This window comes from Paenibacillus sp. EKM206P, assembly GCF_011066155.1.
GTDB classification, from domain to species: Bacteria; Bacillota; Bacilli; order Paenibacillales; family Paenibacillaceae; genus Paenibacillus; species Paenibacillus polymyxa_D.
In genome coordinates this window covers 12,317-28,438 of the sequence record NZ_JAAMNQ010000022.1, presented here as the reverse complement: position 1 = coordinate 28,438, position 16,122 = coordinate 12,317, and the positions used below count along the sequence as shown (strand labels likewise).

2 protein-coding genes and 1 pseudogene are annotated in these 16,122 nt (G+C 47.3%); all 3 read left to right on the top strand.

Annotation, left to right across the window (positions count from 1 at the left end; genetic code table 11):
• Window positions 1–1,109: 1,109 nt before the first annotated feature.
• The 3 genes and pseudogenes from G9G53_RS26960 (at window position 1,110) to G9G53_RS25020 (ending at window position 16,115) form a co-directional block, all read left to right on the top strand.
• Window positions 1,110–1,529: pseudogene (locus tag G9G53_RS26960) on the top strand (GNAT family N-acetyltransferase).
• A 707-nt stretch (window positions 1,530–2,236) separates the two neighbouring features.
• Window positions 2,237–3,460, top strand: coding sequence for an ACP S-malonyltransferase (gene fabD, locus G9G53_RS25025; RefSeq protein WP_165150825.1), 1,224 nt, complete (start codon window positions 2,237–2,239; stop codon window positions 3,458–3,460).
• A complete protein-coding gene (locus tag G9G53_RS25020; RefSeq protein WP_165150824.1) occupies window positions 3,435–16,115 on the top strand; it encodes a non-ribosomal peptide synthetase in 12,681 nt (4,226 codons plus the stop codon). Before fabD ends, G9G53_RS25020 begins: the two co-directional genes overlap by 26 nt.
• The last annotated feature ends 7 nt before the right edge of the window (window positions 16,116–16,122 follow it).

Genomic DNA, 16,122 nt, shown 5'->3' with positions numbered 1-16,122 from the left:
CGTTAAGCCCTCCAGCGCCGATGGTACTTGGACCGCAGGGTCCTGGGAGAGTAGGACGTCGCCAAGCACGATAAAAGAGAGCACAGCCTTAATGGGCTGTGCTCTCTTTTATCTTTTCGGAATTAGATATTTAAACAGTTTAAAAGTAGGATATGGAAACTAAGAAGGAATAACATAGAAGTAACCTAGTCCTGACGAAGAGTAGGCTAGATGGGTGACGTAGTTCTTACATTGAAATAACAAAAACGGAACATGTATTAAAAATGTCGGCCATACCCTGAGGATTAATGAACTCGTATCCCGTTTCTAAAGCTGTAGGGAATGTTCACCATACAGACGCAAGTTTAATTGAAGAAATTCCTCTTAACTCAAAGTGAACTATTAGCCTAAAGAGTGCTATTATATGTATGAGCATGGATATGTACTACGTCCATATCAAATAAAAGTAAGAATAGCAGAATACTGGATTATTATGCTTGTTCCTAAAGATATGTATCTGAAAGGTTTTAAGACATTTATTTTATGGGTGCTAACAAGGACAAAGTGAGAAATCAGCTTGCTAAAGCGACGATAAGTGAAGTATCTTTTATGAGGAGCACCTTTGTAACTTAATTTTTCTTTATAAAATTCGTCATAAAAAGCGTGGCATCAGGTTGCATTTTAGAACTTTTGATCTTCCTCATTTACTTTGCATACATAAAATGAAAACTGGGTCTTCATATCGTGGAAAAAAAGGGTTTCCAAAATTAAGACAAGGAACACTGACTTTAGAAATGCTGAAAAAATCCAACTTAGGCGGATATGAGAGAACCATTTATCGTATATGACATTTCCCATTTCTTCATAAATTACTACATCAACCTAGCTTTATTATTTTTAATCCTCAGTTAGCCCAAAGCATGATTGATGCTGAGTTTATGTTGTATAACATTTTTAGTGGCAGATACATTCATTTGGGTATAAAGAAAGAAGATAATTCGGACTTTTACGTTCCTGTTACTTTTTTGGAGCGTAAAACCCCTTATCAAGGAATGACTGTTGTTAAAATTGATGACATAGATATTGATTTTACCTGAACATTCAGATAACTTAGTGCAGACGAACAGTATGTGACCTACGAAGCGTACGAAATGATCCGGCAGTTGGGACTCCAGTGGCCTGCCACTCAGGCAGACGTTGCTCTCATTCGGGAGAACATTAAACACAATGATTGCTATGTGCTGGAAATTAACGGGGTCATTCAGGCTACTGTTAGCCATTCGAAAAATAAGCCCTTGATTTTATAATCGACTTGCCGTTTGTGATGTGGTTCGCTGTAGACCCGGCTGCACAGGCCAAGGGTACGGGAGAAAACGAATTGAGTAGAACACACAATTATTCGTGATCAGTTGGGTGCCCCTGCGGTGACACTGGCGACAGCGGAGAAGCATCCATATCTGCTATCCATGTACGAGCGTTGGGAATATGAACGTATCTCGATCACCAAGAACGGACGAAGCCGATTTGTTCGCCGAAAGGGGGTTGGATAAAGCCACGAACTTTCACGAAAAGGACATGCGCAGCTTCGTGTGGAACGACTGCAACGCATTACAATTTGGTTTGTCAAGCACCAGATATAACACAAAATCTGTTTCTTGCACTTACTACACAGAAATTTTACAAAAATTCATTAAAAATTACAAACAATGCCTGATTTTTAGACAAAAGAGGGCATTGTTTGTGTATATAATATACTTATACATTATATCGACATACTTTAATTTACTTTTATATTTATATTGAAACAAAATCATTCAAATATCGCATTTTTTTCTTATTAAAGGAATTTAAAAAAGATATTGACATTTTTCGAGTCCATATCTATTATATAAATAAAATATTTCTCATTTAATACTTACATCGAAAAACATCCTGTATGACCTCAACAATTTATCATCACATTCATCTATGATACTGAATTTTAGGTTCCAAGCCTGGAATTCCAGTATACCTCAAGTTTTTTTACACTTCCAAGTCTACTCACACATCTGACTTTTGATCTCAATCACACCACGAATGGAAACTCCATAACCAACTCATTTTTACATGTCGATTACTGTTTTTTGACAATCGGTTTTGTTGCTTTTTGCTACATCTATCTCTACAGCCATTGTCTTCATACATATGTACATTAACACCTGAATTGTAAAAACATTTTTGCTTTGCCACATCTTTGTGGGGAGGAAAGGGGTTTGATATGAATCGCATGGCTTTGGTTTTTCCTGGGCAAGGCTCTCAGTATGTAGGAATGGGGGCTACGTGGCATAGCGGCTTTGCAGAAGCGGATCGCTTGTTCGAAGAGGCTGCTGATATTTTGGGATATGATCTGAAAGCTTTATGCATGGCAGGTCCGATGACCCAGCTATCCAGAACATTCTATACTCAGCCCGCACTTCTCACGATCAGTGTCATTGCATTCCGGCGTTATATGCATGAAATCGGAATTATCCCTGAATTTTCAGCAGGTCATAGCCTGGGTGAATATTCAGCTCTGGTAAGTAGCGGTGTTCTATCCTTTAGCGACGCTTTACGACTGGTTCAAAAGCGAGGACGCATCATGGAAGAAGCCGCAGAGGCCGGTCTGGGCAGCATGATTGCCATTCGCGGAGCTGAGCCAGGCGCTGTGGAAGAATTCTGTCGTCTGCACTCCCCAATCGATCAGCCTGCTGTTATTGCTTGTTACAATTCGCCTAATCAGTATGTCATCTCTGGTCATCATACATCGATAGCTATGGTAGCTGACAAGTTAGAACAGCGGGGGGCCCAAATTACTCGCTTGCAGGTTAGTGGTCCTTTTCATAGTCCGCTTATGCAGCATGCTGCGGACAGGCTGACCATCGAGCTGCAAAAATACACTTTCCATGAAGCGCAGTGGCCCGTGATCTCCAATGTGACCGCTCTGCCATACCCCGATGTTGACAGCATCCGTCAAGGATTGATTTTGCAAATGACTCACCCGGTTCGCTGGATTCAAACCATGCAGTATATGGAGAATCATGGCGTAAAACAAGGCATCGAGTTAGGTCCACGAACGGTGCTGAAAAATTTGGCGAAGGAAATAAGCACTACCATTGAATTGCTGTCCGTGGATAGAGACTTGGATCGCGTTGAACTGGAACGCCGCTTCTCAATCCGTGATTGGGTTGCTCGTTCCCTTTCACTGGCGGTATCTACCCCCAATGCCAATTGGAATGAAGATGATTATCGAAAGGGTGTTATTTTACCTGTTCGAAGACTGGAAGAATTACTTCGAAGCTCTGAATCAGGGAGCGGTTCACCTCCTGCTTTTGAGCAAAGACAGGAGATTTTGGAGTGTATTCGCCTGGTGTTGCAAACCAAACAGGTCTCCGAAGGAGAGCAGAAAGTAATGCTAGAGCAATTGAGGAGGGATCAGGATGGAACAGTTTCAAACTTTAATTGAAATCATTCAAGACCGTGCAAGCCGGGATGAGAACGGAATCACCTTTATTTCTGGTGATAAACAAGAGGAATACGTATCCTACTGTAAACTTCTGGAGCAAGCATCACAGGTACTTTATGAATTACAGGAAAAAGGGATACAACCTGGCGATGAGCTGATCATGCAGATCGACGACAATCATACCTTTGTAAATGTATTTTGGGGTTGCCTACTCGGTGGAATCGTTCCTGTTCCTATAAGCATAGGGAATAATGATGAGCATAAAATGAAATTGTTTAAAATCTGGAATACACTTTCCCGCCCTTATATGATTGCAGATGACAAGGTATTGGAACAGTTAGAAAAATACTCGCACCAGCACGAACTGCTGGATTCCTTTGAGCCCGTTAAAAAAGCGACTTTTTCAAGCCATATATTCGATTATTCCAATCAGAGTAAAGGTGTTGCCCATATACCCAAACCGGAGGATTTAGCTTTTATCCAATTTTCCTCAGGTTCTACAGGTGATCCTAAAGGAGTCATGCTGACGCATGAAAATTTGGTTTACAATATTCGGGATATCGCAAATCAAACGGGCATGAGCTCCAAGGATGCTTATTTGGGCTGGATGCCGCTTACGCATGACCTGGGATTGATCGCATTTCATTTAGCCTGTGTGATCGCTAATGCCAAGCAGTTGATTATGCCAACGGCACTTTTTATCAGACGCCCGTCTTTATGGCTAAAAAAAGTATCGGAGCATAAGGTGACTCAAATATGCTCTCCCAATTTTGGGTATAAATTTTTTCTCGATCAGTATAAACCCGAAACAGCAGCTAACTGGGATTTGTCAAGTGTCCGTATGATCTTAAATGGAGCGGAGCCCGTATCTGTGGAGCTTTGTGATGTGTTTATGGATGCAATGAGTGTTCACGGTTTGAATAAAAATGCGATGTTTCCTGTCTACGGATTGGCAGAGGCGAGTGTGGGAGTTTCCTCTCCACCTCTGGACAAAAGCACCTTTATACCCATTCATTTGAACCGGCAGCAGTTACACGTGGGTGAACCCATAGAAGAAGTGGACAAGTCTGACAAGCGGTGTCTTACTTTTGTGGATTTGGGGTATCCGTTGGCCAGTACCTCTGTCCGCATTTGCGATGAAAAAAATCAGGTGCTTGAAGATGGGGTGATTGGACACACACAGATCCGCGGCAAAAATGTGACATCCGGATATTATAACAATCCAGAGGCTACCGCGAAGGTCAAAACAGAGGATGGCTGGCTTATCACCGGCGATTTAGGGTTTATGCGGAACGGTCGCCTGACTATTACTGGTAGAGCCAAGGATATCATTTTCGTGAACGGACAGAATGTCTACCCGCATGACATCGAGAGGATTGCCGAGGAACTGGATGGTGTGGATCTCGGAAAAGTAGCCGTGTGCGGTGTACATGATACGCAAACGAGGCAGGATCGTATTATTGCCTTTGTGATGCACACGAAAAAGATAGAGCATTTTGTACCGCTTGTCCAAAAGCTGAAAAGTCATCTAAATTACCGGGGAGGTTGGCATATTCAGGATGTGGTTCCGATCCGGCGTATTCCTAAAACAACCAGTGGAAAGGTTCAGCGCTTCAAATTAGCCCAGAGTTATGAGCAGGGCGAATTTGATGAAATATTGACAGCACTGGCCGAGGCTACTCGAGTCATGCAAGCAGCTGAGCGTGTAGTCTTACCTCAAGGAGAGATAGAACAGAAGCTGATTGGAATCTGCCAGGATATTTTAAATGTAAAGTCGATCGGGACGGACGACAGCTACTTTGATATCGGAGTGACTTCCTTGCAGCTCGTTCAAATTGTGGACCTGTTGGAGGATCAATTAGGGATTCATATTGAGGTGACGGACTTCTTTTCCTATCCGACCATCGCCAAGCTTGCTGCATATATCTCTAGTCAGGGCATGAGCAGCGACCCGGCTGCAACAGCACAGTCCGAGGCCAAGGAGGAAGCAAATGTCCGGGATATCGCCATCATCGGCATGTCAGGCAAGTTTCCTCAAGCGGAAACATTAGAGCAGTTTTGGGCGAATGTGGCATCAGGGGCTGACAATATCGGCCCGTACAGCGACGAAAGAAGAAAAGATGCCGAAGATTTCATTTCCCGTCTGAATACGGAAGGACGGAATATGCAAATTGCAGAAGGCGGCTATCTGGATGAAGTAGACAAGTTCGATTACTCCTTCTTTAAGCTGACTCCACGGGAAGCCTCACTCATGGACCCGAATCAACGGTTATTTCTACAAACAGCCTGGAGCACGATTGAGGATGCGGGGTATGGGGGTAAGCAACTGGCAGGCCAAAAGGTCGGCGTGTATGTCGGCTTCTCCAAAACCTGCTTCGAATACGAGCGTTTGTTGTCTGAGGTGGAACCGGGCGCGCTGCCGAACTTTGCTATTGGTAATTTATCATCCATTATTTCCAGCAGGATTGCATATTTGCTCGATCTAAAAGGTCCGGCGCTAACAATTGATACAGCATGCTCTTCATCCCTCGTGGCAGTGCATTTGGCCTGCAAGTCCATCCTTAGCGGAGACTGCGACATGGCCTTGGCAGGAGGAGTGAAGACGATTTTACTGCCGCTGAAAGCGGGCATTGGCATGGAATCCTCCGATGATCGAGCACGCGCCTTCGACGACCAGTCGGACGGAACGGGCTGGGGTGAAGGAGTTGGAGCCGTTTTACTGAAGCCGCTGCACAAAGCCGAACAAGACGGTGACAACATTTTAGCTGTGATCAAGGGAAGTGCCATCAATCAGGACGGCAGCACGATTGGTATTTCCGCGCCGAATGCGCTGGCTCAGGCAGAAGTGATTTCGCAGGCGTGGCGCGATGCACGGATTGATCCTGAAACGATAAGTTATATCGAAGCACATGGCACCGGCACCAAGCTGGGCGATCCGGTTGAGATTGACGGCATTACCAAGGCTTTCCGCAAGCATACACAGCGTAAGCAGTTTGTGGCGATCAGCACGGTCAAAACGAATATCGGTCATTTATACGAAGCCGCTGGGATTGCGGGCTTGATCAAATCCGTATTGTCCATGAAGCACCAACAGATTGCACCGCTCGTTCATTTTCGCACACCAAACCAAAAGATCCATTTTGAGGAATCCCCGGTATATGCTAATACGAAGCTTAGGGAATGGAAGACGGACGGTTTCCCGAGAAGAAGCGGGCTGAGTTCCTTTGGATTCAGCGGGACAAACTGCCATGTGGTGCTGGAGGAATATATAGCGAAGACGGAATCAGACCAAGCCTCAACGGACAGCAACAATAGATCATCACCACTGCTGCTGACCCTGTCAGCGCGGAGTGAATCCGCTTTGCACGAACTGGTCGGGCGGTACGCAGAACGGTTCGGACGTGCAGAAGAACTCGTGATGCAGGATGTATGCTATACGGCTAACACAGGCAGAAGTCACCTGAATCACCGGATTGCTGTGACTGCCGCAGGGGCGGATGCGTTGAAGGCGAAGGTGATTCAGTTACACGAACAAGGTAGAGTCGTCGAAGGTGTATACACCGGGAAAGCGGATAACACAGGTGGCGCAGAGATGGTCACTGGAAGCTTGGACACGTTGCAATCACTGGAGCAACTGGCTGCCAAGTATGTGCAAGGAGCGCAGATCGATTGGAATGCCCTCTATGCAGGTAAGCACTATAAAAAGGTTTCTCTGCCTACGTATCCATTCGAACGGAAAAGATGCTGGATTAACGTACCCGAACAGATTCGAACGGAACAGAAGGTACCAGTTCATGAAAACTCAAAAGCAAAGGAGTCTGGAATTATGGGGAACGAGTATTCAGCGCCGGCATCTGCTACCGATCAGCACAAATCATCTATTCTTCAAAAGTTAGCAAAAATGATCGGTAACGTGTCCCAACTCAGTCTGGAGGAACTGGAGCCACAAACACATTTTCTGGAGCTTGGGCTGGATTCCATTAATTTGTCCCAGGTTCGCCACAGTATCAAGGATACCTTCGGACTGGACATTCCAATGAACGAATTTTTCGAATCGTTGACCACGCTGGAGCTGTTGGCCAGCTACGTAGCCGAACGGGTGAGCATTTTCACTTCTGCTGAAACCCCGGTTCAATCTGTGGAAAATCGTCCAGAAACAACTCTGAATCAGGTTGATCACGCAGCTTTCCCGCTAACCCAACCGTCTCATGAATCCGCTGTTCCGGCTGCGGCATCCGTTTATGCCATAGACACGGCTGGACAAACACGGGCTCAAAGCTTTCCAATCGCTACAGCTCCTGCGGCTGTAGAACGAATTTTGGAGCAACAGCTACATCTGATGTCACAGCAGCTCGATGTTCTCCGGCATCAGCCATCTGCATCCGTAATAGCTTCCGAGCCATTTAACCCGGAAACGGGCGTTTTGCTATCGGCAAGTAGTGAAAGTGCGCAGATCATCCGTACCGAATCCAAGCAGAAAGTCGCGGCTGCATTAGCACCAGCACCATCCGTAAAGGCTGTTTTCAAGCAGACAGGCAATGAAGCCAAGCCGTATACGCCTTATAAAAAGCTGGATGTTAAAGCACGTGAATTGCTTTCGCTCCGTCAGGAACAACACCTACAAGAACTGATTGAACGCTACACGGCCCGTACGCGTAGCACCAAACAGTACACCCAGCAGTATCGCTCCGTATACGCCAATAACCGCAATGTGGCTGGTTTCCGGCCTGTTTTGAAGGAAATGGTGTATCAAATTGTATCCCAACGCGCCGATGGTTCAAAAATTTGGGATCTGGACGGCAATGAATATGTCGACTTGACGATGGGCTTTGGTGTGAATCTGTTCGGACACAATCCAGCCTTTATTCGTGAAGAAATTGAAGAAGAGCTGAAGAACGGCATGTGTGTTGGCCCCATGTCCAACATGGCCGGACAGGTCGCCGAGCGAATATGCAAGATGACCGGCGTGGAACGGATTGCCCTGTATAATTCCGGCACGGAAGCCGTCATGGTCGCGCTCCGTTTGGCACGTGCTGCCACTGGACGAGCTAAAGTCGTCATTTTTGCTGGCTCGTATCACGGTACATTCGACGGGGTGCTGGCACTGGGGAGCGCGGGTGATGACAAGGAGCATTCGACACCTCTAGCTCCAGGTATCTTGCAGCATATGGTGGACGATGTCGTCGTGCTTCATTATGGGGCAGACGATTCTCTGGATTATATCCGCACCCATGCGCATGAACTGGCCGCGGTTATCGTGGAGCCGGTACAAAGCCGCCGACCAGATTTTCAGCCTAAAGCCTTTTTGCAGGAAATTCGCCAGATAACGGAGCAGTCGGGTACTGCCTTCATTTTTGATGAAGTCATCACAGGATTCCGGATTCAGCCCGGAGGAGCCCAAGCGTGGTTTGGGGTACAAGCCGACCTCGTGACCTACGGTAAAATCATTGGCGGCGGGCTGCCCATCGGCATCGTAGCCGGAAAATCCGCCTTTATGAACGGGATCGACGGAGGCACGTGGAGCTTCGGGGATGATTCCTATCCGCAGCATGAGCAGCAGCGAACCTTTGTGGCAGGAACCTTCTGCCATCATCCGCTGGCAATGGCTGCATCCTTAGCGGTGCTGGATCATTTGGAGAAGCATGGCGAGCAACTGCAAAATCGCTTGAACAGCCGCACCTCGGCGTTAGCTGCGGAGCTGAACAGCTATTTCACTGACGAACGCGTACCTATGAAGGTCGTTCACTTTGGCTCCCTATTCCGCTTCGTGCTCAAAGGCGATCTGGAGCTGTTCTTCTATCACATGCTGGACAAAGGCATCTATATCTGGGAGGGACGAAACTGCTTCTTGTCCACGGCCCATACCGAGGAAGATATTGCGCGAATCGTACAAGCGGTCAAGGATAGCGTGAACGAGCTGCGTAAAGGGGGATTTTTACCGGACCCGCCCCCGAATGGAAACGGCCCGGGGCCGGGAAAGCAACCTGTACCTGTAACCGTACCTCCAGAGGCTGAAGCAGCAGAAACAGTTATTGCGTTAACTCCAGAGCAAAAGCAGCTTTGGTTCGCTTCTGTTTCAGATCGAAGTGACTCTCAATCTTTACACGAAACCGCCTTGTTGCGGTTTCGTGGTCCACTTCAGCAGCAGGCGTTCAACCAAGCTGTCCAGACCATTGTAAACCGTCATGAAGCCTTACATATCTTTATGAGCGGCGATGGGGAAACTCAGGTGTTCGCTCCTGTGATGAAAGCGGAAATCCCGCTTCATGATTTTACCAGTTATCGCCTAGATGAACAGGAACAACATATTCGGGCATGGATGATCAAGGACAGTGAAACCCCATTTGCCATGACGCCAGGCGAGCCATTATTCCGAATTCATCTGCTGAAAATATCGGATGAAGAGCATCTGGGTGTTTTTACGTTTCATCATTTTATCGCAGATGGCTGGTCAATCAGTGTATTCATTCAGGAACTGGAACACATCTATTCTGCGCTTGTTCGACATGCTGCCTACAACCTTCCCGATCCAGTACCTTTTCGGAATTACGTTGTTTGGCAGCAGGATCAATTGAAAGCCGGGAAAGATGAGGCCCTAGCTTTTTGGTCAGCGATGCTAGATAAACAGCAGCCTGTCCTCCATTTGCCATCTCCGGTGAGGGGAATACAGATTCCGTCTTCCAGAGGAAGCAGACATACCGTAATGCTCGAAGCGCCGCTCGTTAAACAATTGAGATCCGCCAGTATAAAGCTAGGCAGCAGTCTTTTTATAACGCTGCTATCCGCCTTTCAGATTTTTCTACATCGGCTGACAGGGCAGCAGGAAGTAACGGTGGGGGTTCCCACCGCTGGACAATCCCATATGGACGCCTTCTCTCTGATCGGCAACTGTGTCAACTTGCTTCCGATGATCAGCGAAGTGCGTCCTGATGCTACTTTTACGGAGCATGTCCAAACAGTCAAAAAGCGCATGAATGAACTGGATAGCTTCCAAAAGTACAGCTTTGCCGGACTCGCTCAGCTGGGGCTGAGGCATTTGCCTGTCATTAACGCTGTATTCAATATGGATCGACCGATTCCGCGTTTTCAATTCCATGAACTGGAAGTGGAACTCATTGAGAATGAGGTATCATTCAGCAAATACGAGTTGTTTTTGAACGTGACAGAGGCGCTGCAACAATTACGTCTTGATTTCGACTACAATTCGGATCTTTTTCAGCCAAACATTATCGAAGCCTGGTCAGGATATTTCCTGAATTTGCTGTATTCCATTGTAGAGGAAGAAGGGGCTCGCGTTTCCGCGCTGACTTTACTCCGTGCGTCGGAGAACGAACAACTTCGAACTGCATGGGCAGCAAATACCGACGCCAAGGGAAACTATCTTTGCGTCCTCGATGCCTACAAGCATTTGGCACCTGTTGGGACAGCAGGGGAGGTGTATCAAGCCTCAGTAGCAGGCCTGTTGGGAACGACCCGAGAATGGGCTTACGTAGAAAACGATGGCAAGCTGCGGCATATTGGCAATTTGAATCGGACTATCCACATTCGCGGACATCGGGTTAATTTGGGGCAGTTGGAGAAACACCTGCTGCAAACTTTCCGATTGGAGTCCTGCGTCATTACACCGCAAACGGACGAAGCTGGAAAAGTCTCATATATAACCGTCTATGTGGTCGCAAACGCATCGAAGCCATGGGAAGAAGACGCACTGAAAAAGGCTGCAATCGAAATTCTTCCAGATTATACGCAGCCCCGTTTTTGGATTCCTATGGATCATATTCCTCTTCTGCCGGATGGTCAGCCTGATCTACAGGCTTTGCCAGAGCCGGGACAAGCAAGTGTATTGACTAAAACAGACACCGCTCCTGAGAACCACAGCGTAGAAGATCAACTCGTGAACATTTGGATGGACGTTCTGAATGTAACAGATATCAGCGATGACGATAACTTTTTTCAACTGGGTGGTGATTCACTAAAAGCGACGGTCATTCTGTCGAGAGTCAATAAGGAATTGGGTGTACACATTCCACTCAGCCACATTTTTGAGCTGCAAACGATTGCTGAGCTGGCTACATATATTGCGGGTGGAACAAAGAAGACCTACGAACCGATTGTATCTGTGAAATCGCAAGCCTTCTATCCGGTATCTTCTTCCCAAAAGAGAATGTACGTGCTGGATCAGCTGGGAGGTGGAAAGGCCTATCATGTACCCGGTCAGCTTTTCATAGAGGGAGATCTGGAGGTTCCCCGCTTCATTGAAGCCGTTAGGGAAGTTATTTTGCGTCATGAATCCTTTAGGACGTATTTCGATCTGGAAGACGGGGAAGTGGTACAAAAAGTTCGGGACACGATTCCATTCGACATTCCATATACCCGTATTTCCAAGGAAGAAGCAAAACAGGCTCGGACCTTGTTTGTTCAGCCTTTTCATCTGGGAACAGCTCCTTTATTCCGCGCCGAACTGTACGAATTTATCGAAGGTGGCTTCAATCTGCTAGTGGATATGCATCACATCGTGTCCGATGGTTTCTCCATGGCCGTGCTGCTAGATGAAATCATTCAACGGTATCAGGGCAGACAGCTTGCGAACATTCAGCTTCATTACAAAGACTTTGTTGCTTGGCAGAAGCAGCAGATCACTGACGACGCATTGCAAGCGCATGAATCATATTGGCTCCAGACCTTGAAGGGCGAGCTTCCTGTACTAAATATGCCTACGGACTTTTCGCGTCCACAAGCACAAAGCTTTGAAGGTGACAGCTTGACCGTCACCTTGGAATCCAAACTTACTAACACACTCTACAAATTGGCCCAAGATACCGAATCTACGATCTTTATGATACTTTTGGCGGCTTATAATATCCTGCTGGGCAAATATACTGGCCAAGAGGACATTATCGTGGGTACACCTGTTGCCGGAAGACGGCATGTGGATACGCAAGCGATGATTGGCATGTTCGTCAATACGCTGGTTCTTCGCAATCAGCCGCGATCTTTTTTAACGTTCCAATCCTTTTTGCAGGAGGTTAAGCAAAACTCGCTGCTGGCACTGGAGCATCAGGAATACCCGTTTGATGAGCTTGTAGACAGGCTGGAACTGGTGCGCGACCTAAGTCGAAACCCGGTGTTCGATACGATGTTCAGTTTGCAAAATGTCGGCACAGATGTTTTGGAAACAGGAGGCATTCGTTTTAAACCGGAAGAATTCAACGCGGGTATATCCAAGGTGGATTTTTCATTGCATGTGACCGAGGAAAAAGAATGTTTGTCCTTCACTTTGGAGTATGGCACAAAGCTGTTTAAACCGGAGACCATCCGACGGATGGGAGAGCATTTTGTGCGAATTTTGGAAACGGTGACGCAGGATGTCGGGGTGCGGTTGGCCGATATTACGATCGTATCTGATGAAGAGAAGCAATTACTGCTAACCGAATTTAATCATACCGTTGTACCTTTCCCGCACCATGAGACAGTTCACGGGCAGTTTGAAAAGCAGGTCGTACAGACGCCGGGTCATATAGCATTGGTGTTCGGAAATCAGCGTCTGACCTACCGGGACTTGAACGAACGTGCTAACTCACTGGCACGGATACTTCAAGCGCATGGCGTAGGACCCGATAAGCTAGTCGGCCTGATGGTGCAGCGTTCGGCGGAAATGATTATCGGTCTGCTCGCCGTGCTAAAAGCGGGTGGCGCTTATGTGCCTATCGATCCTGAATATCCGTCAGCCCGTATTGAGTATATGCTGAGTGACAGTGAGGCTGCCGTGCTCCTGACCAGTCGCGATCTGGTAGGAGAACACCATTACAGCGCCAACACCCTGTTTATCGAAGATGAGGAAGTATATCAAGGAGAAAGGACCAATCTGGAAGCCACTGCTCAGCCGGAGCATCTGGCTTACGTCATCTATACTTCTGGCTCAACCGGAAATCCGAAAGGAGTTATGCTCCAGCATCGCTCGGTGCTGAATTTTATTACAGGAATGCGTGAAGTGATCGACTTTGCAGCGAACAAAACGATTTTATCGCTAACCACTATTTCATTCGATATTTTCGTTTTGGAAGCGATTCTGCCGCTGCTAGGCGGAATGACCGTCGTGCTAGGCGACCGCCATCATCAGGTCGATCCTCAGGCACTTGGCGAACTGATTACTGCACATCACATTGACATGCTGCAAATGACGCCATCGCGGCTGCACATGCTGCTGAGTCATGAGGAAGGCTCCCGTGTGCTGCAAGGTGTACAGGAAATTATGGTTGGGGGAGAAGCGCTTCCACCTAGGCTGCTGGAGACATTGCAGAAATTGAACGGCCCCCGTATTTATAACATGTACGGACCTACGGAAACGACGGTTTGGTCGGCAGTGCAGGAACTTACCCATGCCAATCAGATTGACATTGGACGCCCCATTGCGAATACGCACATTTATATCATGGATGCGCAGAACAGATTACAGCCAATTGGTATACCGGGCGAGCTATGCATTGCAGGGGAAGGGCTGGCCCGTGGCTATTGGAACCGCGAGGATTTGACGGCAGAGAAATTTGTGGATAATCCATTTTCAATAGGGACACGAATGTACAGAACGGGTGACCTCGCTCGCTGGAAAGCAGATGGAAATCTGGAGTTTATCGGCCGAATCGACCATCAGGTGAAAGTACGTGGATTCCGGATCGAACTGGGTGAGGTTGAAAATGCTTTGATGAGCCATTCTGCAATTCAAGAGGCTGTCGTCACTGTATATCAAAACAAAGAGCAAGAATCCGTCTTGTGTGCCTACATTGTATTGCATACAGAAGAAACACCAAGCTTAACGGTCATTCATGAACATGCCGCCAAGTTGCTCCCGTATTATTCGGTTCCGTCTTACTTCGTGTTTCTGGATCGGATACCGTTGACACCGAACGGAAAAACCGACCGAAAAGCATTGCCGGAGCCTGAAAAGCTATTCCGACCGGATGTGGCCTATGTAGCGCCGCGAAATGATGTGGAAGAAGCTTTGGCCGCCGTATGGCAAGATGTTTTGGGACGCGATCAGGTGGGCATTCAGGATAACTTTTTTCTGCTCGGAGGCGACTCGATTAAAGCAGTTCAAGTCATCGCACGCATGCGTCTCCACGGGTATTTGCTGGATATCCGACACGTACTGGAGCATCCGTCCATTGAAATCCTGAGCGGCTATGCAGAAACATTGTCCCGTCCGATAGAGCAAGGTCCGATAGATGGAGAAGTACCACTGACACCGATACAACGACATCTACTCGATGGGTTTGAACGGCATCCAGCATCCGAGGCACTTCCTGCCGCAATGTCGGTACTGCTGTTGGCAAAGTCGGGCTTTGACGAGCAGCCATTGCGAGCCGCATTGAAGAAAATCGTAGAGCACCACGATGCTCTGCGCCTTGGCTTATTACAGCAGGCTGACGAGTCGGTTACGCAAGCTCACAAAGGACTGCATGAACAGCTAATCACGCTGGAGGTACTGTCGCTTACGGGAACGGAAAGCGAAGCACGCAGCCAGATGGAAGCTGAATGTCAACGGATTCAAAGCAGCCTGCGGCTGTTTGAAGGACCACGAGTTCGGGCAGGGCTTTTCCGTCTGGATAGCGGAGATCATCTTTTCCTTGCTGTAGACCCACTAGTGGCTGACGCCATTTCATGGAATATTTTGCTCGAAGATCTGGCAACAGGCTACGGACAAGCTCTGGATGGGGAAACGATTGTTTTACCGGACAAAACGAACGCTTACCAAACGTGGGCAGAGCATCTTGAACATTATGCGAATAGTAAAGAGCTGCTCAAGGAGCAGGACTATTGGAACAAGATAGAGTTGTCAGAGTGGAGAACGCTTCCCAAAGACCATGAAGTCATTACGGATTCTGGATCGGAGAGACAAACACATCAGCTCCACCTGCAATTATCAACTGACGAAACCCAGCATCTGATGACACAGGTCAATCATGCCTATAATACCGTGCCGGAGGAAATACTGCTGTCCGTACTGGGGCAAACAGTGTCCGAATGGTCAGGACAAGAACGGATTGCACTATACGTGGAGAACCCTGGCCGAGAGCAGGCTGAAACAAATTCGCTGGATATCTCCAGAACGGTAGGGCAGTTTACGTCCGTGTATCCAGTTGTACTGGACATCAAATCTGCGGATGATATAGCGCTGTTGCTCAAGCGTGTGAAGGAAACGGTTCGGCAGGTTCCAAATCACGGATTGGGCTACGGTGCATTGAGATATCTGACCGAAGCCAGCAATCCAACGGATTCTAAACGTTTTCGTCATCCGGAAATTGGTTTCCGTTATATAGACTCCCCACACCCGGAATCGGTTTATTTTTCAATATCGCCGCTGCAAGCTGAAATTGGACCAGGTACCAAGGATGTGATTAATGGTTCATCTTGTGCTCTTTATATGGATAGCCGGTTGGAGGACGGAAAATTAAGTATCCGTATATCCTATGACAGGAATGCATATGAAGAGCGCACGGTCAAACAACTTTTCTCCCGCTTCGAAACACACCTGTTGAATACCATTCGTCATTGCCTTAATCAGTCCGGTCAGGAACTGACACCAACAGACGTAGGGGCAGATGATCTGGATTTGGAAGAGTTCGAAGAGATGAAGCATTTTTATGAAAGCCTATAAATATTCG

What these genes read in the sequence shown, in the direction of transcription:
- fabD (WP_165150825.1), top strand. Translation starts at nt 2,237, where the DNA reads ATGAATCGCATGGCTTTGGTTTTTCCTGGGCAAGGCTCTCAGTATGTA.
- G9G53_RS25020 (WP_165150824.1), top strand. Translation starts at nt 3,435, where the DNA reads ATGGAACAGTTTCAAACTTTAATTGAAATCATTCAAGACCGTGCAAGC.